A 20,373-nucleotide genomic window follows, 5' to 3' on the forward strand; every position below is an offset into this window, starting at 1 on the left:
GAGAAATGAAACATGAAAAAAACAACAATTTTGTTCGGAATCGCTGCCCTAGGATTATTGGCAGGATGTACACAAAATAACACTGGAAATTCTGAACCTGCACAAAACAGCAGTTCAAGCTCAGCAGTCGCATCATCAAATGAAACAACTTCTTCGCAAGCTGTGGACAGATCTTCAAGCAGTGCAGCCATCGCAAATGGCGGTTTGCCTACAGTGACAGTAGAAGAAGCCGTCCAAGTGTTCCAAAACAAATATCCAGATGCAGCAATCACATCGCTTGACTTGGATACTTCTTTTGGTAAGTACTTCTATCAAGTTGAAGGCGTAGACGACACGAATGAATTTGAACTAAAGATCGATGCAGAAACAAAAGAAACTTCTGAAGAAAGAACCGAAAAACTAGATGCGGACGAACAAAACGGTGTCAAAAAAGAAGCCGATCAATTGGATCTGACCAACTTGCTTTCATTGGAAGAGATTTCCGATAGTGCTGTGAAAGAAGCTGGCGGTGGACAAGCAACAGATTGGGATCTTGATAAAGAAATGAATGTGACTTATTGGGAAGTCAAAGTTGAAGACGGCAACAAAAAAACAAATGTTAAAATCAATGCGCAAACAGGAGAAATTTTAGAAACTGAACAAGATGACTAGCAAAAGCGATAAGCAATAAAAAAAGCAAGGCAGCGAATAATGAAACTTACGCCAGTAAGCGTTCTTTCGCTGTCTTGCTTTTTATTGATTTGGCTTTACTTCTGTGAGAGGTTTGACTCTTCCGCCTATTTTTGCTGCAAAGGCTTCCGACTGCTTCCGATCTTCAAAAATCCACAACTTGTCAGGTATTTTTTCACGAGTGCGACGACCATCTTTGCCAATGTAACCATGCAAGACTTTAACAACATACATTGTCATCATCCTCCCATAAAAATTACCTTTGATTATACAAAAAAGTGCTCTAAATGCAATTAATCTGTCTCGAGATTAATTTTTCGAGGCAGCCGATAATGTCGCATAATCTGAAAATACTTGATGGATCTCAGGAAAGCTGCGCTTCAAATGGACTAGGCGATAGGTCTCTTTACTCAAAAAACAATGTTTGGAAGCGCCAGTTGTGACTAACTGATTGTTGTCAGTTCTATAAATCTCATAACGAAAATCAAGTCGAGTACCGGTGTAATGATCGACGAGCACATCGATGCGTACTTGATCCTCATAACGGATCATTTCCTTGTATTGTGCATTGACTTCAAGAACGGGAACAATCAAACCCGCTTCTTCGATTTTATGGTATGGCAATTGTAAAAAGGCGAGCATATCTACTCGTGCTTCTTCGAACCAACGGATGTAATTTGCATGGTGAATGATTGCCATCTGATCGGTTTCATAGTAATGAGGTTGGCGGATATAGCCGGAATATAAGGACATCAGGGTTGCTCCTTTTCATAACTGTTTTCATCAGCATAATACAAAACAAGAGAAATGCAAAGTGCCTTCTCTTGTTTCGGGACTATTTAAATTCAGCAAACAGGTGATCAATCGCTTGATAATCGGTTGCGGATAAATGGATATCCAATGCCTGCGCGTTGTCAGCAACTTGACTGGCTTGTTTTGCACCTGGAATAACTGCTGCAACTGCAGGATTTTTCATGTACCAAGCCAACACAAGTTGAGGAATCGTTGCATCATAAGAGGCAGCGATTGGTCGCAATTGGTCGACAGCCGATACGATTTTTTTAAAGCGATCACCTTGAAAGTCCGGCTTTTTACTACGGATATCGTCGTTTGAAAAGGTCGTTTCTTGTGTGTACTTTCCAGTCAACAACCCGGATGCTAGTGGAAAGTACGGAACAAAACTGATTGAATGTTCAGCTAAATAAGGGAAAAGTTCTGATTCAGCTTGGCGATGGATCAAACTGTACTCATCTTCCACAACATCAACGTACCCTTCGGCATTGGCTTCTTTTAATTGTTCAAGTGTGAAGTTGGAGACACCGATCGCACGGATTTTGCCAGCTTCTTTCAGTTGATGCAATGCGCGAATCGCTTCTTCTTTAGGGGTGGTTTCATCTGGAAAATGAATATAAAATATATCCAGATAGTTGGTTTTTAAGCGTGTTAAAGCTTCTTCAACGGCTTGGGTCAGGAATTCCGGCGAATTATCTTTTTTGTTTGGTTCTTCTGGTCGATGAGCTGCTTTAGTGGCAATGATGACTTGATTGCGATCGAACGCTTCTTCTTGCAAGACATCACCGATCAGTTCTTCTGATCGACCTTCACCGTAAATATAGGCAGTATCAATCAAATTGATCCCATTGCGCAGCGCCGTCCGCACAATTTCCTTGCCTTCTTCTTCATCTAAATTTGGAAATAAATTGTGGCCGCCGATGGCATTTGCACCTAAGCCAAGGGAGCGTACATAGACTTGTGATTTGCCGATTTGAACATCTGTCATAAAGCAATTCCTCCTTCTAATCTCTTCTTTTAGTGTAAAGGAAAAACTTGAAAAACGATATTCATAAGTATTGAAAAAGCCTATGAAACAGCTTGACATTTCCAAAGGATTCTTGTAGTTTATAGATAATATCAAAAATCTGTGAAAGATCGAGTACGTCATTATTGGACCTTCAAAGAGAAAACTGCCATGGCTGCAAGCAGTTTAGGACAAATGTCGGAAAGACAATCTGGAGATGAACAGAAGAAAAGCTGTTCCGTGAACGAGCGTTAATCGAAAGGAGAATGAAAGTTCTCGAATTTTAGGTGGTACCGCGTGTAATAACTCGCCCTTGTGTAGAAAACAAGGGCGAGTTTTTTGCTGTGAATCACTGCGATTGACCTGCGAAGCAGGGCAGAGCAGATGATGAACAGTAGTAGGCGACCGGAGGGAGAGTAGTCACCGCTTTCCGAATCACTGCGACTGGTCGAAGACTATGCAAGTCCTTCTTAGCGACAGCTTAGAAGCGACGGTAGGCGTAACGCAGAGTAGACGAGCAGATGATGAACAGAAAATCGTTTCCCACAATGGATCAAATCAGTATAGTTGTAATGAATACATACGATCGTTTTTGATCGATCGAAGATACCCACAATAGGAGGATGAAAACAGATGAGTTATCAACGTCCAAAAGGCACCAATGATATTTTACCAGGAGAATCCGAAAAATGGCAGTTTGTTGAAGAAACAGCCCGTTTGGTTTTTCGTGATTACCAGTACAATGAAATCCGCACACCGATTTTTGAACATTTTGAAGTGATTGCTAGAAGCGTTGGTGATACAACCGACATCGTTTCAAAAGAAATGTACGATTTCTATGACAAAGGAGAGCGCCATGTGACATTGCGTCCGGAAGGCACAGCGCCGATTGCTCGTTCTTATGTTGAAAATAAACTTTTCGGACCTGAATACAACAAGCCTTACAAAGTCTTTTATATTGGACCGATGTTCCGCTATGAACGGCCGCAAAAAGGTCGCTTACGTCAATTCCATCAAATCGGTGTAGAAGCATTTGGTTCCGCAAATCCTGCGACAGATGTTGAAACGATGGCGATGGCGATGGATTTCTTTAAACAATTAGGGCTAAGTCAACTTCGATTAGTGATTAACTCTTTAGGGGATAAAGAAACGCGTAAGAACTATCGTCAAGCACTGATTGATTATTTATCGCCTCATGAAGCAGAATTAAGTGAAGATTCAAAACGTCGTCTGCATGAGAATCCACTGCGGGTTTTAGATAGTAAAGACAAACGAGATCAACAGTTCGTTGCGGATGCTCCTTCGATCTTGGACTATTTAAGTCCGGAAGCTAAAGCCCATTTTGAAACAGTCATCACGATGTTGGATGCTTTGGACATTCCTTATGAGATTGATTCAAATATGGTCCGGGGACTGGATTATTATACCCATACTATTTTTGAGATTATGAGTGAAGCGCCAAAAATGGGGGCGCAAGCTACGATCTGTGCGGGTGGACGCTATGACCATCTGGTCGAAGAATTAGGCGGCCCACAAACGCCAGGTTTCGGTTTTGCGATGGGCTTAGAACGTCTATTGATCACAATGGAAGCAGAAGAAGTCGTTATTCCAGCATTGAACGAATTAGATGCTTATGTTGTTGGTCTAGGAGAAGCAACCAATTTGGAAGCATTGAAAGTCGTTCAGGCGATCCGTAATTTTGGCTTTTCGGCAGATCGTGATTTTATGAATCGGAAAGCAAAAGCGCAGTTCAAATCGGCAGATAAGCAAGGGGCGCGTTTGGTGCTGACCCTAGGTGAAAATGAATTAGCTGAACAAGTGATCAACATCAAATCGATGGCAAGCCGGATCGAGAAACAATTTAAGTTAGCCGATCTGTATGATCATTTTGATGAAATCTATGATGAAATGACTACAATCTTAATCAAGCAAGGAGAAGAAGAATGAGCAAACGTACAGTATATTGTGGGCGCGTCTCAGAAGCCCATTTAGATCAAACCGTTACTTTAAAAGGCTGGGTCCAAAAACGTCGTGACTTAGGCGGAGTGATTTTCATTGATTTGCGGGACAGAGAAGGGATCGTGCAAGTTGTCTTTAATCCGGAAGTATCCAAAGAAGCATGGGCGATTGCAGATACTTGCCGCAGCGAGTATGTGCTAGAAGTGACAGGTCAAGTCATCAATCGAGCACCGGAAGCAATCAATCCTAAGATGAAAACCGGGCACTATGAAGTGATGGTCAGCGAGATCACTATTTTGAATACAGCCAAAACACCTGCATTTTCGATCGAAGATGATCAAATTGTAGGAGACGAAACGCGGTTGAAATATCGTTATTTGGATTTACGCCGTCCCAAAATGACTAAGAATATCATGATGCGGGCAAAAACGACACAAGTGATTCGTCATTTCTTGGATACCAATGACTTTCTAGATATCGAAACCCCTTATTTAGCGAAATCAACACCAGAAGGCGCCAGAGATTATCTCGTTCCTTCCCGGGTTTACCCTGGTCATTTTTATGCATTGCCACAATCGCCACAAATTTTCAAACAATTATTGATGGGTGCTGGATTCGATCGTTACTATCAAATCGTCCGTTGCTTCCGGGATGAAGACTTGCGGGGAGACCGTCAGCCTGAATTTACCCAAGTCGATATTGAAACAACCTTTTTGACGGCGGAAGAGATTCAAGCTTACACGGAGGAACTGTTAGTCAATGTCATGCGTGAAGTCAAAGGGCTAGAAGTAACTACGCCGTTTCCGCGAATGACTTACGATGATGCCATGGCACGTTATGGCAGCGACAAGCCAGATACTCGGTTTGACATGGAATTGATTGATTTGTCCGAAACCGTTAAAGATGTTGATTTCAAAGTTTTCCAAATGGCGCTTGAAAATGGCGGTGTGGTGAAAGCATTGAATGCGAAAGGTGCTGCGGATAAATATTCCCGAAAAGATATGGATAATTTGGGACATTACGCAGGACAGTTTGGTGCGAAAGGGTTAGCATGGGTCAAAGTAGAAGAAGATGGCTTAAAAGGACCAATCGCAAAATTCTTGACTGACGCTGCAGCATCGATCATTGCTGCTACGAATGCAGAAGTGGGCGATATCCTAATGTTTGGTGCGGATAAGTTTGAGATCGTTTCGGCGGCTTTAGGAGCAATCCGCAGCAAGTTAGGAAAAGAATTAGGCTTGATCGATGAAAGCAAGTTCAATTTCTTATGGGTAACAGATTGGCCACAATTTGAATACGATGCAGAAGCTGGCCGCTATGTCTCTGCTCACCATCCATTTACGATGCCTAAAGAAAAAGATGTACCCTTGTTGGCAACTGATCCTGCAAAAGTGTATGCGGAAGCTTATGATATCGTCTTGAACGGTTACGAGCTTGGCGGTGGGTCTCTCCGGATCCATCAGCGGGATGTTCAAGAACAAATGTTTGAAACCCTTGGTTTTTCTCGCCGTGAAATGGAAGAACAATTTGGTTTCTTGCTGACGGCATTAGACTATGGGTTCCCACCACATGGCGGAATCGCACTAGGCTTGGATCGTTTAGTGATGTTGCTGGCTGGTGAAGAAAACATCCGTGAAGTGATCGCATTCCCTAAAAACGGGAAAGCCGCCGATCCAATGTCACAAGCGCCAAGTAAAGTGGCGCCGCTGCAATTGTTCGAATTGAATATTGATGTCACGACAGTTGAAGAAGACTAAGTAAAAAGAAATGAACAAGTAAAGAACAAACGAGCGAATGATGAATGAAAATAGACGATTAAGAAAATTCCATGAGAATTTGTCTATTTCTTTCATTGTTCGTTTCTTTTTTTACTATCTGAAGTATAATAAGAGCAAATCAACAAAGCGAGGCTCTTGAATGAAATGAATACCCTCTTTAAATGGCTGCCACACCCTGATTATGCCAACAAATTATCGTTTTCGATCGTCTACGCCATTTTATCGGCGATCGCAGTCAATTTTTTTTATCAACCCGGCAAAATCTATTCTAGCGGGATCACAGGGATAGCTCAAATTTTGACCACCGTTTCCACGGATTGGCTTGGATTCTATATCCCCGTCTCAGTCGCCCTATTGTTGCTGAATATTCCGCTTTTCTTTCTCGGCTGGTTCAAGATTGGTCATAAATTTACGATTTTCACAGGAATTACTGTAGTCCTAACATCTTTGTTCGTACAGATTCTTCCAGAAGAAACACTGACGACAGATCCGATGATCTGCGGGATTTTTGGGGGAGCCATCAACGGAGCCGGTATTGGTTATGCGCTAAAAAGCGGACTTTCCTCTGGCGGCCTCGATTTTGTAAGTATCGCGATCCGGAAACGTACGGGGAAAACCATCGGGTCCATCTCGATTTTTTTCAATATTGCCATCATGTTTGCTGCGGGCATCCTGTTCGGCTGGCAGTATGCGCTATATAGTGCCATTGCGATTTTTGTCAGTGGTAAAGTCACCGATGCTGTTTTTACCAAGCAAAAGAAAATGCAGGTAACGATTATTACGAGAATTCCTGAAGAAGTCATCCATACGATCCAGAAAAGTCTGCGCCGAGGAATTACGATCATCAATGAAGCAGAAGGAGCCTACAAGCATGATAAACAGACAGTATTATTGACTGTCGTTACACGCTTCGAGTTGCCGATGTTACGTTCTGCCATGAAAGAAGCAGATCCCAAGGCATTTGTCAGTATTGCTGAAAATGTACAAATATTGGGTCGTTTTTATGAAGAAGAATTATAGGAGAGCTTGGATCAAAGCGTTTCGTGATGAAATGCTTTTTTCTTTTTGTAAAAATTAATTTTTTTAGAAAATAGAGTATTCTTGCTAGCTTTCTTGTTGCTTTATCTGGTAAATTATGAAGAAATGGGTCATTATTTTTTAATGGTTCCACATTGACTGTTTCTTACGAAAACAGTTGATCAAAAAAAAGAAAAGTGGTTGGAGAATGAACAAACGGTTAAAAACAAGCCGCTATATCACTGGTTTCGACGGTATCCGTACATTAGCCGTGATCGGCGTTATCTTATATCATTTATTACCTACTCAAATGCGAGGCGGGTATTTAGGAGTTCCTGTTTTTTTTGTAGTTTCTGGTTATTTGATCACCGATTTGCTTCGACAGGAGTGGGACCAGAACGGTCGTATTGCTGTCAAAGATTTTTATGTCCGCCGGATGAAACGACTGTATCCTGGCATGGTGGTGATGCTGCTTCTGTCTGCTGCCTATATTACATTGTTCCAGCGGAATTTACTGAATAATCTGCGGGGAGTCGTCGTCAGCAGTCTCTTGTATGTCAACAACTGGTGGCAGATCAATCACGGTCTTTCTTATTTTGACCGATTCGGCAATGAATCTCCCTTTACGCATCTATGGTCTTTGGCTGTTGAAGGGCAGAATTATTTGATTTGGCCGTTACTCTTTATTTTATTGATGAAGTTAGTCAAAAATCGTGGGACGATTTTTAAAATCGTGATCGGCTGCTCGTTACTTTCGGCTCTTTTATTAGCGATCTGGTATTCACCAGGGGCAGACCCTACTCGAGTTTATTATGGTACCGACACGCGTTTGTTTTCGATTTGGATGGGAAGTGCGCTGGCTTTCATTTGGCCCAGCACCCATTTAAAAAAAGAAATTCCGAAGAAAGCGAAGCGGGTATTGAACCTAGCTGGTGGTCTTTCTTTTATTGGTTTAGTGATAACATTTTTTGTGCTAGATGATCATCTTTCCTTTGTTTATTACGGAGGAATGCTGCTAGTCAGCTTGCTTTGTACGATCTTGGTGGCGGTCACTGCCCATCCTGGAGCTAGTCTGAACCGTTGGCTGACAAATCCGTTATTCAGTTACATCGGCAAGCGGAGTTATGGGATTTATTTGTATCAGTTCCCTGTGATGATTTTTTATGAAGCAAAGATTGGGAATGTCGGCGAGAATGTTCTCCTGCATACATTGATTGAGATTGTATTGATTCTCTTGATCAGTGAATTGTCCTATCGGTTTATCGAAAATCCGTTGCGGAAATTCCACTACAAAGATACTTTCCGCACGGTGCGCAATTGGTTCAGTAAGCCAGTGATCAGTCGACAAAAGCCTTGGCTGCTTCCAGGACTGCTTGTTTCCTTAGTTGCTCTTTATGGAATAGCTACCGCTCCGGTGAATTATGTAGATGCGCAACAGCAGCAGTTAAAAGAAAATATTGCTGCCAATAAAAAAGCGGCAGAACAGACACAAAAAAATGCGAATGGCTCGGATACAGAAAGTACAGGAGAAAATTCTTCAAAGGCAACGGAAGCCGAACAATCAGTAATGGAAAAATATGGGTTGACAGAAGCCCAGGTGAAGAAGGCCGAAGAGCTGGAAATTACCGCTTTTGGTGATTCTGTTATGCTGGATGCCACTGCCGACTTGCAAGAAATTTTTCCCAAAGCTGTCGTTGATGGGGATGTGGGACGACAATTGTATGAGAGTCCGGAACTGATCAAAGCATTGAAAGAAAAAGATTTGTTACGAGATACGGTATTGATCGGTCTAGGAACGAATGGGTCCTTTACAGAAACCCAATTCGATAATTTGATGAAAGAAATTGGCGATCGCAAAGTCTATTGGATCAATGTGCGGGTACCTACGCAAAGATGGCAAAATGAGGTCAACAGCATGCTGGAGAAAATGGCTGCTAAATACGACAATATGACATTGATCGATTGGTATGATTTAAGTAATGAACATGAAGAGTGGTTCTATGAAGATCGAGTTCATCCAAATCCTGATGGCATGTTGCAATATTGTACACTAGTTTCTCAAGCTATTTTGCAATAATGGCGTTGACTATTTCTTAGAAAAATAAACTAACCGAGAGGTCTCAAGCACAGATTCTTGTTTATCTTCAAGAATCGCAAGAGATCTCTCGGTTTTTTGTATCGCCTTTCCTAAGTGGAATGAGGATCTTTATCCAATCGTTGCAACAAGCGTTTCAAACAACAATGCACTGGAAGCGGCACCTGGATCGATATGTCCGATTGCCCGCTCGCCTAAATAAGAAGCACGGCCTTTTTTGGCGACTAGGTCTTTTGTATGTTCTTTGGCTTCCTCGATTTGTTCTTTAGTCAGACTGCCGTTTTTTAACGCTGCGGCAACAGGTTGCCAGACATCGACCATCGTTTTGTCTTCGAATTCTGCTTTGCCTCGAGCTTTGATCCCATTAAGCCCTTCTTCGATGATGCTTCCTAATTGTTCATACGAATCAATTGTTTCCAGTTCTTTTGTAGCTTTGGTCATGTTCATGAATGCTGAGCCATAAAGTGGACCTGAAGCACCACCAACTTTAGAAATCAATGCCATCGAGAGTACTTTGAATGTGTCTGTGATTGTTTTAGGCTGTTGTTTTGCAAATGCTTCTTGATAGGCTGCGACGCCGCGAGCCATATTGTTGCCGTGATCGCCGTCACCAATAGGGGTATCTAGATCACTTAAATAGCCTTTATTTTCCTCAATGGCTTTTGTAAATGCATTTAACCATTGTTGGGTCATCTCTGTTGTCATTTGCATTGAAAATTCCTCCTTTACCAAGCAATCGTTTCAACAGGTTCGTTGAGCGCATCCGTCGCATCGTTGTTACTGAAATCGATCATGGTCAATGATAGACCTTGCATATCGATAGAAGTCATATAGTTGCCGACTTTATGGAATGTGACAGAAATGTCTTTGTCTGCGAGCAATTTCTGTACATCGTTGGCAAAGACGAACTGTTCCATCAGCGGTGTACCGCCCATGCCGTTGATCAAGACACCAACTTTTTTCGGTGTTTGTTCATAATCAGCTAAAATTTTGTCCACCAATTCCTTGGCTAGCTCTTTCGATGGTTTCAATTTTTCCCGGCGATAACCAGGTTCTCCGTGGATCCCCACGCCATACTCGATTTCATCATCTGCTAATTCAAAACCAGGTTTACCCACTTCTGGAACGGTTGCTGCTTTTAAGGCAACACCAATGGTTTTGATGGTCGGAACTAATGCTTCACCTAATTCTTTTAATTCAGTTAATGAACGTCCTTGACGAGCAGCAGCACCCAAAATTTTATGAACGAGAATGGTTCCAGCCACGCCTCGTTTTCCAGCAGTATAGGTACTGTTCTCGACGGCAATATCATCATCTACGACGACGATTTCAGCAGTGATGTCTTCCATCTCAGCCATATCTTTGGCCATTTCAAAGTTTAGGATATCTCCCGTATAGTTTTTAACGATCAAAAGCACGCCTTGCCCTTGATCGGCTTCTTTGATCCCAGTCAGGATCTGATCTGGTGTTGGAGAAGTGAAGACGTCTCCTAAGACGGCGGCACTCAACATACCATCACCAACAAACCCAGCGTGTGCCGGTTCGTGTCCGCTGCCTCCGCCTGAGACTAAGCCAACTTGTTTGTGGGTGGCGTTTTTTGCTACGACTCGGGAGTCTTCGACTTGATGAATCAGTTGCGGATAGCTGGCAACCAGACCAGCTAGCATTTCTTCGACGATCGCTGAAGGATCATTGATTATTTTTTTCATTATTGATTCCATCCTTTCTCAGCTGCTTTTTGGGCTTCTGCTGTGATCTGGGATAGGTCATCACTGAATCCAGCGGTGATTGCTGCGGCAAAAGCACCTTCTACAAGCGGTGCATCAATCAAGTGATAGCGGGTTTGCTGTTCCGGTTCCAACATATCATAGGCTAGCTCTGCGTTTAGTACGGCACTACCCAAATCAGCAAAAACGAGAATCTGTTCGGCATCCGGAGACTGATTGACCGCTTCAACGATTTTTGTCGGATCAGACCCTAATTCGCCTTCAGCTGTTCCACCCAATGAAAAAAGAGTGACTGTTTCGCTGTCCGACATGTCTTCGATCATGGCTTTCAGTCCGTCTGTCAGTTGTTGACTGTGAGAAACAAGTAAAATACTTTTCTTCATTTCGATTCACCAACGCTTTCTTAAATAGATTCAGCGGCAGTAGACGAAACCGCCTTCACTAAAAGTATAACAAATTTCGCAAAACTTGCATGGATGACGATTGAGAGGGGGCAAAACAAACAACAAGCTAAATTTGTTTTTAACGATCAACAACAACTCGTGAAAGAGGAATTGAGCAACGGTAAGAAGATCAATCGATTAAATAGTTGTTTATAAATAGAAAATTACTCCTATGCATCTTTTCTTTTTGCCTAAATTTTATAGGGATTTAAAAAAAGTACTTGCATTTGAGTTTGTTACCGATTACAATCCAAGTGTAATCATTATTTTGTTATTCAATGTACAAAAAAATGTATATTGGGAATGGAGGATTTCTATGAAAAAAATTGTTATTGGCGGTCAGATTGATAAAAATGAAGTGAAGGACTTGGTAGAAAAATTTAGTGAGGGGCAATTTGAAATTGACATTAAAAGTGACTTAGATGCGGCTATGGCAGTAAAGTCTGGGCAGGCAGATTATTATGTAGGTGCTTGTAATACTGGTGGAGGCGGGGCATTAGCAATGGCTTTAGCACTATTAGGAAGAGAAAATTGTGTAACTGTTTCAATGCCGGGAAATGTAATGCCTGAAGCAGAAATCCGTGAGAATGTACAATCAGGTAAAACTGCCTTTGGCTTTACAGCTCAGCATAAAGAAACGGTTATACCGATCATCATGGATGAGTTGAAAAAAACTATAATCTAGCGGAGGAAAGAAGATGGATTCATCAAAAATTATTGAGTTAGTTGCAATCGCGTTGTTAGGTGGAATATGTGCAGTGTTGGCAAATAAAGGTATCGCAGTATTTAACGATGGATTACGACCAATTGTTCCTGAATTTTTAGAAGGAAAGATTGGGAAAAAAGAAATTGCTGCTACGAGCTTTGCATTGAGTTTTGGTCTAGTTATTGGTTTTGGTATTCCAGTATCCATCGGGGCATCTATTTTACTGGTTCATAGTGTTTTATTAATGACGGATATCATCGGATCCTGGGCGCCAGAAGGCAAGTCTGGTATCATCATTTCGGCAATTATAGGCGCTATGTATGGAATTGGTCTTGTTCTAGGATTGCAGGCGGTAGTTGATTTATTTGCAATGATGCCCGTGAATTTCATGGATTCTTTGTCTATGGTAGGGACACCAGTTGTTATTTCTTTTAGCATTTTTCCAGCTGTCGCAATTGCTAGTCAGCATGGATTTAAAAAAGGAGCTATTTCTTTTGCAGCCACATTATTAACTTTATTTGCAGTGAAGCGCTTTGGTACGTTTGATTTAGGTAATGGAACTTCCTTAACACTGAGTGCGGAGGGAATGTCATTACTGGTTGGTATGATTTTCATGATTGTGTACGCCATTCAGGTCAAAAGTGATGGAAGCAACTCAAATGAAAGTCTTGTCAGTGTTTTTTTAGAACGTGTTAACCGTATTAAAAAAAATTGGGCATGGTTAGCAGTGACCGGTGGCTTAGTCTCAGCAGCAACTAGTTTAATGATTATTGCCGGAGATCCAATTTCTTTAAATTTACTTTCGGAAGGAAAATTTAGTGAGGCTGGATTAGCTGCCTTCGCTCGAGGCATTGGATTTATTCCGTTGGTGTTTTCAACTGCAATCGTAACGGGAGTTTATAGTCCAGCTGGTACGACCTTTGTATTTGTAGCTGGTATTTTATTGCATGATAATCCAATAATGGCTTTTATCGTAGGTTCAGCTTTAATGTTTATTGAAGTACAATTGTTGAGTTTGATGGCAAAAGCCCTGGATAAGTTTCCGGGTATTCGTGAAATGGGTGAGCATATTCGAACGGCAATGAATAAGGTTTTAGAAGTAGCACTACTGATTGGGGGCGCTATGGCATCTGAACAAATTGCGCCGGGAATCGGTTATTTCTGGGTCATTGGTTTAATGTTATTGAATAGAAAAGCGAAGAAACCAGTGGTTGAATTGGCTGTTGGTCCAATTGCGGCAATTAGTTTAGGTGTAATTGTAAACATCCTTTATCTGGTTGGATTATTTGCACCAGTTGTAGCGAACTAGGAGGTAGCTGTACATGATTCTTGAAGGTATCACATATATGCATGAACACACAACGATTGATTTATCTCGATTAAAAAAGAGTGATGATACAAATTTAAATTGCTTTGATGAAACTGTTTCAGAATACAAAAATTTGTACGATAAAGGTGTTCGAAATATCGTTGATGTAACGAATCTTGATATGCGAAGAAATCCTTTATATGTTCAAAAAGTGGCTGAACAAACTGGAATAAATATTATTCAGGCAACAGGTTTTTATCAGGATAAATTTTTACCTAGCTTTGTGACAGAAGCATCGATTGATCAATTGTCCTCATTAATGATCAAAGAAATCGAAGAAGGAATTGCGGAAACAACGATCAAAGCAGGGATTATAGGGGAAATCGGTACGAGCAAGGACAGGATGACAGATCGAGAACGAAAAATATTTACCGCTGCTGTCATTGCCCAACAACAGACTAAGATCCCGATTACGACACATACAACATTAGGCACATACGGGCATGAGCAGGTAGCTTTTTTCAAGGAACAACAGGCGGATTTGTCAAAAATAGTTATCGGCCATGTTGATCTAAGTGGCAGCACAGACTATATTCTAAAAATGCTAGACGAAGGTGTTTATGTTGAATTTGATACGATCGGAAAAGAAAACTATCAGCCAGATTTATTAAGAATTGAAATGCTGAAAGAAATAGAGAAACGTGGCTATCAAGATAAAGTCTTCCTTTCAATGGATATCACGCGTAAATCAAATCTGTCTTATCAAGGTGGTATAGGGTATTCTTATCTTTTGGATACCTTTGTTCCGATGGCTTTAGAAAATGGTGTTTCTCAGACATTTATTGACCGAATGCTACGAATAAATCCCAAAAAATTTATGGATGATTAGGAGATATTGATCATGAAAGCTTATCCTTTAACCAGTCTAACGGTGACAGAAGCACAACAATTACAATTTAAGCTTGTTGATGCCATTACACGAATTGTACCTGGGGATGAACTATTAACAAGAGGGGATCTTGGTGTAGTAAAAGGACTAAATCAACCAAAAACTACCTACCAGATTGAGCAAGTATTGGCTAATTTTTTTGAATCAGAACAAGCTATGCTCGTTCGCGGATCTGGTACAAATGCTATTCGACTAGCCCTCCATGCTGCAGTAGGAACTGGTAAAACGTTGTTAGTGCATGATGCCCCCATTTATCCTACTACGAAGGTTTCAATTGAGATGTTGGGAATCCAGACAATTCATGCTGACTTTAATGATCAGACGAGTGTGACACAGGCCTTAAATGAAAGGCAAGTTGATGGAGTTCTAATCCAAGTCACGAGGCAAAAAATTTCAGATTCATATGACTTAGCACAACTGATTGCCACTATTCGTAGGGTGAATCCACTAATTCCAATTATTACAGATGATAATTATGCGGCTTTAAAGACAAAAGCTATAGGTTCTCAATTAGGTGGCACCTTAGCCTGTTTTTCAACATTTAAATTGCTTGGTCCGGAAGGTATTGGATGCATTGTTGGTGAGAAAGAATACATTAGTAAATTACGAGAAGAAAATTATTCTGGTGGTGGACAGGTACAAGGGCATGAGGCATTGGATGTAGTTAAAGGAATGATTTATGCACCAGTAGCTTTAGCAATCTCCGCTGAGGTAAGTGAAGCAGTTTGTAGAAGAATCAACGAAGGCGAAATCGCAGAATTTAAAAAAGCCTATATTGTCAATGCGCAATCTAAAGTTGTTGTAGTAAAATTAAAGGAACCAATAGCACAGGCGATTATTACAGAAGCAACCAAGTTAGGGGCTTTGCCTCATCCAGTCGGTGCAGAGTCACAATACGAGTTTGCACCTTTAGTTTATCGCGTTTCGGGTACCTTCAAGCAATCTGATCCAGAAGCTGAGACAACAATGATCCGAATAAACCCGAATCGATCTGGCACGGATACCATTATGCGTATCTTGCAAGCATCTGTAAAACGAGCCTCAAGATAAGGAGAAATCATGGGGGAAGAGTTTTTAAAGAAAAAAGGAATTGTCATTAACTTTCTAGCATCCGATCTTTTACAATTAAAAAAAGGGGATCGTGTACCTAGTGTTAGCGAATATCAGACTCGCTTCGATGTTGCGAGAGGGACGATCCAAAATGCGCTAACCTTTCTAAAAGAGATAAAGGCAGTTCAATTAAAAAGTCATGGGCATTTAGGAACCTTTATTGAAGCCATTGATTATGGAGTATTACAAGAATACGCTTTATCGGATACGATTTTAGGAACAATGACGTTACCCTATTCACGATTGTATGAAGGGCTAGCAACAGGAATTTACGAAGTCTTTAAAGAGAATAATATCAAACTTAATATGGCATACATTCGAGGTTCCAAAGAAAGAATCCGCTCAATTACAAATAAAACGTATCGTTTTGCAGTTGTTTCAGCATTTGCTGCTCAACGAGCAATTAAACAAGGAGAGCCTTTAGAAATAGTTGTTAATTTTGGGACACAGACATATTTAAGCGAGCACGTCTTGTTGTTTAAAGAAGAGGGACAAACTGTTCTTACATCAGGTATGAGAATTGCCATCGACTACAGCTCATTAGATCAACAGGCACTAACAAAGGAAATAATTGGTGACTTACCTGTAGAATTTATTGAGATGCAAGGACATCAAATCATCTCTGCGCTTAAGGATGATCACATTGATGCTGGGATATGGAACTTTGATGAAATTAGGGATAAAAATCAGCAAGGGTTACAGTATGTGTCCTTAAAAGAAAATCAGTTAGAAAAAGCGATGGGGACTTCGGTAATCATTACGCATATTGAAGATGTTTCAATGAAAGCCTTCCTACAAAAAAGCATCAATAAAGAGAAAGTACTGCAAATTCAACAAGCAGTTTGCCAAGGACAATTAATTCCGCAATATTAGTAAGGGGGCTTATTCATGATAAGAGATAAATTAACTGTTTTATTAGATTCGGGGATTGTTGATCAGGAAACGTACGATTATGTATTTAACGTTTTATCCTATTTATTAGAAAAAGAAATTGTTGAAGAAGAGCAACAAGCTGATGTTTTTTTGACCCACTTAGCGATGGCAGATATGCGAAGAAAAAATAATGAAACTGTCAACAGCTTAGAGTCTTTCATCCAAGCAGAGATTGAAGGTGATCCGCATTATCTTCATTCTAGAGAATTGTGGCAAGACTTACAAAAAATGACAAGTGAACAGTCATTCGCGGATGCGGAGTTAGATTATTTTTATCTGCATATCATTAATATGTTAAGGGAGGAGTAATATGTTCTTAGATGTAACGATGCGCAAAAATCCGCAGTTAGTAGAAGCCGGATTAAGATTGCATCAAACAGGACAAATTCTTCCAGATACGTATGTGCTAGATCTTGATGCTATCGAAAACAATACTCGGCTTTTAGTGGAAAGCGCTACAAAAAATCAAATCGAACTGTTCTTTATGACAAAACAGTTTGGGCGAAACCCTTATGTCGCACAGAAAATTCATGAGGCAGGTATTAAAAAAGTTGTGGTGGTGGATTACAAGGAAGCTTTAGTGATGATGAAACAAGGCTTGCCTTTAGGGAATGTCGGTCATCTTGTGCAAATTCCCAAACACTTGCTAAAGAAAATTATGGATTATGGTACAGACTATATCACTGTTTTTTCAACTGAAATGATCAATAATATCGCGACTGTTGCCAGGGAGTTAGGAATCCAGCAAAAAATACTACTCAAAGTGATTGAACCAGGCGACGAAATTTATGAGGGACAATTTGGAGGATTTCATCTAAATGAATTAACGAAGGTCATTGAAATAGTAAAACAGGAAGGAGTTATCGTTGGGGGGATTACTTCCTTTCCTTGTTTTCTTTTTGATGGCGTTTCTGAGTTACAACCAACGCACAATGTTGAAACAATTAAGAAAGCAATAACCATTCTTAAACAGGCTGGTTTCGCAATAAAAGAAGTAAATATGCCTTCTGCTACTTGTAGTCGAACAATTCCTTTTATCCATGAGTTAGGAGGGACACAAGGGGAACCGGGGCATGCTTTAACAGGGACGACCCCCTTACATGCTCAACTAGAATTGCCAGAAAAACCAGCAATATTGTATGTCAGCGAGATTTCTCATAACTTAGATGGTCACGGTTATTTTTATGGGGGCGGTTATTATCGGCGAGGGCATTTAGAAAGCGTAATGATTTCTACTGACGACCAGAAGCTAGCAAAAGATGAAGTTATACCTTTTGGTAATGATAGTATTGATTATTATCTTTCAACTAAACTCACACATGAAGTTGGTGCAACAGTACTTGCGGCATTTCGCACTCAAATATTTGTTACTAGAAGTGATGTTGCTGTAGTGTCAGGGATTCAAACTGGACAACCTAGAATTGAAGGAATATATGACAGTCTTGGAAAACAAATTAGAAGGTGAGAATATGGGGAGATTTGTCGTTATTGTATTAGATAGTTTTGGTGTTGGTGCTATGAATGATGTACAGGAGGTACGGCCACGTGATATTGGCAGTACGACAGCTGGACATATTATTCGAGACATACCGAATATTCAAATACCAACCATGGAAAAATTAGGCTTAATGAATGCTTTAGGGGAGGAAATTGGACGTCATCATTTTTCTAAAACAGCAAATTATGGAACGAGTAATTTGGCTCACTATGGTGCGGATTCTTTTTTAGGACATCAGGAAATTATGGGAACGACACCAAAAATCCCTTTGATTCAGCCATTCAACCAAAAGATTGATGTAGTGGAAGAGAATTTAGTGAAACAAGGGTATCAAGTGCGGCGAGTTGGTGAGAAAGGGACTCAAATCTTAGTGGTCAACGAGGTGGCAACAGTCGGCGATAACTTGGAAACTGATTATGGACAAGTCTATAATGTATCGGCTTGTCTGGATTTAGTTGATTTTACTAACTTAAAAAAAATAGGACAAGCGGTTAGAGACGTTGTTCAAGTCTCTCGTGTGATCACTTTTGGTGGAGAACAGATTGTTTTAGATGACTTATTATCAGCCAAAAAAGTGAAAAATGATGAGATTGCTGGAGTGGATGCTCCTGAATCAGGTGTTTACAATCATGGCTATCAAGTCGTTCACTTGGGGTATGGGATTGACAAAAATGTCCAAACACCGACCATCTTGGATAAAGCAGGAATCACGGTATCTTTCCTAGGAAAAATTGCTGATATTATTCAAACGGAAAGTCATCGACTATTTCCCGGGGTTGATTCTGAAGGATTGTTTGATAATTTGATGAGTGAAGTAAAAACAATTGATCACGGATTTATTGCTTTGAATATTCAAGAAACCGATTTAGCGGGGCATGCGGAGGATACTGAGAAGTATGCAGATCGTTTGGAAGTAAGTGATCGTAGAATTGGCGAATTGTTACTTGAGATGCGAGAAGGAGATCTATTGATTGTGATGGCTGATCATGGCAATGACCCAACGATTGGACACAGCAATCATACTCGTGAGCGCGTCCCGCTATTAATTTATAGCCCGGGGGTGCAAGGGAAAAAAATTGGTGAGCGGCTGACCTTAGCGGATGTAGGAGCAACGGTTGCTGACTATTTTAAGGTGGCAGCACCACAAAATGGTGACTCCTTTTTAAAAGAAATTTTTGATTGATAAAAAAGACTTGGGTGCTTGTTTTCATAAAAAGCTATGCCAAGTCTTTTTTAGGAAGGAGGTATAAGGATGCATGAAAGGGTACAAAAGTATGCGCTAAAAACTAGTTTGGGCATGTTAAATCCAAGTGGTTCAGTAGTAACTGTTTATCCCAATGCGATCAAGCAGATCAATACACTCAATGACTATTATCTAGGAGTGAAGCAAGTATCATTTATGTTGACTGACTTTTTAACGTTTTTATCAAGCAACGGATTTCATCAACACACATTAGACAAAGCAAGTTTTAGCGGCAGAGGGATTGATCTTGATTTGAAGAACCCCATTACTGGTCGCTTTATGTCAGGATCATCTAGTGGCACAGCATTGAATGTTTTTCTAGGAATCAACGATGTTGGATTGGGCACTGATGGGGGCGGATCCGTTCTAGCTCCTGCGTCTGCCTTAAATTTGGTAGGATTTATCCATCCTGATCTTGGAAATCAATTTGTTGATCTATCTGTAAATAGAAAAACATCAACGGATAATATTTCATTTACACCCTCGCTAGGGTTTATTAGTAAAAAGCTCTCACTGATTGAACAGCTTTGTCACCTTTGCTTACCCCAAATGTTTAAGCAGACACCTAAAAGAAGGGTAGTGGTCGATAATAGAATTGACGTGAAGATGCGCCAAGAACTTTCTAATATTTCTACCATCGAATGCATGTACAAAACCTTTGAAGATGCAACGACCTTTTCTCGAGAAACATTGATTCAACAGTTACAGGCAATGCTCATTGATTTCGATGTGATTGTTGTCAAAGAAGGACCCATTGACTTGTTTGGCATCGGGGATACTGTTTTCGGTCATTTTGATGAACGGACAATGGGAATACAACAGCAAGCAGGAAAAGGGTACATTCGGGTTGTGAATATGTGTCAAGCAGTAGGGTTAGTTGTTCCAAGCAGTGAATTAGCGACTAGCTATCTATTGATTTGTAAAAAAGAGAATAATCTTGAGCCTCTATTTACCTTAGCCAAAGCACTCCTATGCAAAATGGATCCCTTGATTGAGACCTATTTTGCTGATAGTCAAAAGTATTTTGAACATGGATATCAAAGTTGAAGAACTGAAATTGCTAGTCGCCTTTTCTACTAAGGAAAGACAGAAAGTTAATAAAGATTTTATGAGCGGAAACAACAAAAATCCGAACAACC

Annotated in this window: 20 protein-coding genes and 1 other annotated feature; of the genes, 14 read left to right on the plus strand and 6 right to left on the minus strand. The window is 40.6% G+C overall.

The genetic code is table 11. The features are described 5' to 3' along the window. Positions 1–12 precede the first annotated feature (12 nt). On the plus strand, positions 13–651 hold the full coding sequence (locus tag IGJ45_RS02080) for a PepSY domain-containing protein (protein ID WP_029487279.1): 639 nt from the start codon (positions 13–15) through the stop codon (positions 649–651). A gap of 81 nt (positions 652–732) precedes the next feature. Here IGJ45_RS02080 and IGJ45_RS02085 read toward each other — a convergent pair whose 3' ends face one another. From IGJ45_RS02085 to IGJ45_RS02095, 3 genes are all read right to left on the minus strand, one after another. Then, positions 733–903: a hypothetical protein gene (locus IGJ45_RS02085; protein ID WP_005472698.1), complete on the minus strand. Its 171-nt coding sequence runs from the start codon at positions 901–903 to the stop codon at positions 733–735. 75 nt (positions 904–978) lie between these two features. Continuing rightward, positions 979–1,422 (minus strand): acyl-CoA thioesterase, encoded by a 444-nt coding sequence (locus IGJ45_RS02090; RefSeq protein WP_003128673.1) that lies wholly within the window; start codon positions 1,420–1,422, stop codon positions 979–981. An 82-nt stretch (positions 1,423–1,504) separates the two neighbouring features. After that, complete coding sequence (locus tag IGJ45_RS02095) at positions 1,505–2,449, minus strand: aldo/keto reductase (protein ID WP_005472695.1); 945 nt, start codon at positions 2,447–2,449, stop codon at positions 1,505–1,507. Between the two features lie 132 nt (positions 2,450–2,581). Continuing rightward, positions 2,582–2,785: a binding site (T-box leader), on the plus strand. Positions 2,786–3,100: 315 nt separating this feature from the next. On the opposite strand from IGJ45_RS02095, the gene hisS reads away from it, so the two are divergent. The 4 genes from hisS (at position 3,101) to IGJ45_RS02115 (ending at position 9,298) form a co-directional block, all read left to right on the plus strand. Continuing rightward, the gene (gene hisS, locus IGJ45_RS02100) at positions 3,101–4,414 is read left to right on the plus strand and encodes a histidine--tRNA ligase (protein ID WP_003128675.1); all 1,314 of its coding nucleotides are present in this window, start codon (positions 3,101–3,103) and stop codon (positions 4,412–4,414) included. Beyond that, positions 4,411–6,183, plus strand: a complete 1,773-nt coding sequence (gene aspS / locus IGJ45_RS02105) for an aspartate--tRNA ligase (protein WP_003128677.1) — start codon at positions 4,411–4,413, stop codon at positions 6,181–6,183. The genes hisS and aspS overlap by 4 nt, the downstream gene beginning before the upstream one ends. Before the next feature lie 165 nt (positions 6,184–6,348). Further along, positions 6,349–7,224 (plus strand): YitT family protein, encoded by an 876-nt coding sequence (locus IGJ45_RS02110; protein WP_005472693.1) that lies wholly within the window; start codon positions 6,349–6,351, stop codon positions 7,222–7,224. 205 nt (positions 7,225–7,429) lie between these two features. After that, positions 7,430–9,298 (plus strand): acyltransferase family protein, encoded by a 1,869-nt coding sequence (locus IGJ45_RS02115; RefSeq protein ID WP_005472691.1) that lies wholly within the window; start codon positions 7,430–7,432, stop codon positions 9,296–9,298. Between the two features lie 129 nt (positions 9,299–9,427). Here IGJ45_RS02115 and dhaL read toward each other — a convergent pair whose 3' ends face one another. From dhaL to dhaM, 3 genes are read right to left on the minus strand one after another with little or no spacing between them, the layout of a single operon-like run. Next, positions 9,428–10,027, minus strand: a complete 600-nt coding sequence (gene dhaL, locus IGJ45_RS02120; protein ID WP_003128682.1) for a dihydroxyacetone kinase subunit DhaL — start codon at positions 10,025–10,027, stop codon at positions 9,428–9,430. A gap of 14 nt (positions 10,028–10,041) precedes the next feature. After that, a complete protein-coding gene (dhaK, locus tag IGJ45_RS02125) occupies positions 10,042–11,025 on the minus strand; it encodes a dihydroxyacetone kinase subunit DhaK (protein WP_005472689.1) in 984 nt (327 codons plus the stop codon). Continuing rightward, complete coding sequence (dhaM, locus tag IGJ45_RS02130) at positions 11,025–11,426, minus strand: dihydroxyacetone kinase phosphoryl donor subunit DhaM (protein ID WP_003128685.1); 402 nt, start codon at positions 11,424–11,426, stop codon at positions 11,025–11,027. Before dhaM ends, dhaK begins: the two co-directional genes overlap by 1 nt. 376 nt (positions 11,427–11,802) lie before the next feature. Here dhaM and IGJ45_RS02135 point away from each other — a divergent pair, with 376 nt between their 5' ends. The 9 genes from IGJ45_RS02135 (at position 11,803) to IGJ45_RS02175 (ending at position 20,281) form a co-directional block, all read left to right on the plus strand. Then, entirely contained in the window at positions 11,803–12,171 is a 369-nt protein-coding gene (locus IGJ45_RS02135; protein ID WP_005472686.1) for a DUF2620 domain-containing protein, read from the plus strand. A gap of 13 nt (positions 12,172–12,184) precedes the next feature. Next, on the plus strand, positions 12,185–13,501 hold the full coding sequence (locus tag IGJ45_RS02140; protein WP_003128688.1) for a YhfT family protein: 1,317 nt from the start codon (positions 12,185–12,187) through the stop codon (positions 13,499–13,501). A 13-nt stretch (positions 13,502–13,514) separates the two neighbouring features. After that, a complete protein-coding gene (locus IGJ45_RS02145) occupies positions 13,515–14,390 on the plus strand; it encodes a phosphotriesterase family protein (RefSeq protein WP_003128691.1) in 876 nt (291 codons plus the stop codon). 12 nt (positions 14,391–14,402) lie between these two features. Then, positions 14,403–15,500, plus strand: a complete 1,098-nt coding sequence (locus IGJ45_RS02150) for an aminotransferase class V-fold PLP-dependent enzyme (protein ID WP_005472684.1) — start codon at positions 14,403–14,405, stop codon at positions 15,498–15,500. A 9-nt stretch (positions 15,501–15,509) separates the two neighbouring features. Beyond that, positions 15,510–16,433 carry a GntR family transcriptional regulator YhfZ gene (gene yhfZ, locus IGJ45_RS02155; RefSeq protein ID WP_003128694.1) on the plus strand — a complete coding sequence of 308 codons (924 nt, stop codon included), beginning with the start codon at positions 15,510–15,512 and terminating at the stop codon, positions 16,431–16,433. A gap of 15 nt (positions 16,434–16,448) precedes the next feature. Next, on the plus strand, positions 16,449–16,802 hold the full coding sequence (locus IGJ45_RS02160; protein WP_003128696.1) for a hypothetical protein: 354 nt from the start codon (positions 16,449–16,451) through the stop codon (positions 16,800–16,802). A gap of 1 nt (position 16,803) precedes the next feature. Next, on the plus strand, positions 16,804–17,958 hold the full coding sequence (locus IGJ45_RS02165; RefSeq protein ID WP_428266194.1) for an alanine racemase: 1,155 nt from the start codon (positions 16,804–16,806) through the stop codon (positions 17,956–17,958). Positions 17,959–17,962: 4 nt separating this feature from the next. Beyond that, entirely contained in the window at positions 17,963–19,174 is a 1,212-nt protein-coding gene (locus tag IGJ45_RS02170; protein WP_438768652.1) for a phosphopentomutase, read from the plus strand. Between the two features lie 69 nt (positions 19,175–19,243). After that, entirely contained in the window at positions 19,244–20,281 is a 1,038-nt protein-coding gene (locus IGJ45_RS02175) for an amidase family protein (protein WP_003128699.1), read from the plus strand. Positions 20,282–20,373 lie beyond the last annotated feature (92 nt).

The sequence above is a fragment of the Enterococcus sp. DIV0574 genome, assembly GCF_051711125.1.
GTDB classification, from domain to species: Bacteria; Bacillota; Bacilli; order Lactobacillales; family Enterococcaceae; genus Enterococcus_D; species Enterococcus_D gallinarum.

Excerpts from the sequence above, each read along its gene's own strand:
- dhaM (WP_003128685.1), bottom strand. The coding sequence starts at position 11,426 with ATGAAGAAAAGTATTTTACTTGTTTCTCACAGTCAACAACTGACAGAC.
- IGJ45_RS02170 (WP_438768652.1), top strand. The coding sequence starts at position 17,963 with ATGGGGAGATTTGTCGTTATTGTATTAGATAGTTTTGGTGTTGGTGCT.
- IGJ45_RS02095 (WP_005472695.1), bottom strand. The coding sequence starts at position 2,449 with ATGACAGATGTTCAAATCGGCAAATCACAAGTCTATGTACGCTCCCTT.
- aspS (WP_003128677.1), top strand. The coding sequence starts at position 4,411 with ATGAGCAAACGTACAGTATATTGTGGGCGCGTCTCAGAAGCCCATTTA.
- dhaK (WP_005472689.1), bottom strand. The coding sequence starts at position 11,025 with ATGAAAAAAATAATCAATGATCCTTCAGCGATCGTCGAAGAAATGCTA.
- IGJ45_RS02080 (WP_029487279.1), top strand. The coding sequence starts at position 13 with ATGAAAAAAACAACAATTTTGTTCGGAATCGCTGCCCTAGGATTATTG.
- hisS (WP_003128675.1), top strand. The coding sequence starts at position 3,101 with ATGAGTTATCAACGTCCAAAAGGCACCAATGATATTTTACCAGGAGAA.
- IGJ45_RS02150 (WP_005472684.1), top strand. The coding sequence starts at position 14,403 with ATGAAAGCTTATCCTTTAACCAGTCTAACGGTGACAGAAGCACAACAA.
- IGJ45_RS02165 (WP_428266194.1), top strand. The coding sequence starts at position 16,804 with ATGTTCTTAGATGTAACGATGCGCAAAAATCCGCAGTTAGTAGAAGCC.
- IGJ45_RS02090 (WP_003128673.1), bottom strand. The coding sequence starts at position 1,422 with ATGTCCTTATATTCCGGCTATATCCGCCAACCTCATTACTATGAAACC.
- IGJ45_RS02140 (WP_003128688.1), top strand. The coding sequence starts at position 12,185 with ATGGATTCATCAAAAATTATTGAGTTAGTTGCAATCGCGTTGTTAGGT.
- IGJ45_RS02135 (WP_005472686.1), top strand. The coding sequence starts at position 11,803 with ATGAAAAAAATTGTTATTGGCGGTCAGATTGATAAAAATGAAGTGAAG.
- IGJ45_RS02115 (WP_005472691.1), top strand. The coding sequence starts at position 7,430 with ATGAACAAACGGTTAAAAACAAGCCGCTATATCACTGGTTTCGACGGT.
- yhfZ (WP_003128694.1), top strand. The coding sequence starts at position 15,510 with ATGGGGGAAGAGTTTTTAAAGAAAAAAGGAATTGTCATTAACTTTCTA.
- IGJ45_RS02160 (WP_003128696.1), top strand. The coding sequence starts at position 16,449 with ATGATAAGAGATAAATTAACTGTTTTATTAGATTCGGGGATTGTTGAT.
- dhaL (WP_003128682.1), bottom strand. The coding sequence starts at position 10,027 with ATGCAAATGACAACAGAGATGACCCAACAATGGTTAAATGCATTTACA.
- IGJ45_RS02175 (WP_003128699.1), top strand. The coding sequence starts at position 19,244 with ATGCATGAAAGGGTACAAAAGTATGCGCTAAAAACTAGTTTGGGCATG.
- IGJ45_RS02145 (WP_003128691.1), top strand. The coding sequence starts at position 13,515 with ATGATTCTTGAAGGTATCACATATATGCATGAACACACAACGATTGAT.
- IGJ45_RS02085 (WP_005472698.1), bottom strand. The coding sequence starts at position 903 with ATGTATGTTGTTAAAGTCTTGCATGGTTACATTGGCAAAGATGGTCGT.
- IGJ45_RS02110 (WP_005472693.1), top strand. The coding sequence starts at position 6,349 with ATGAATACCCTCTTTAAATGGCTGCCACACCCTGATTATGCCAACAAA.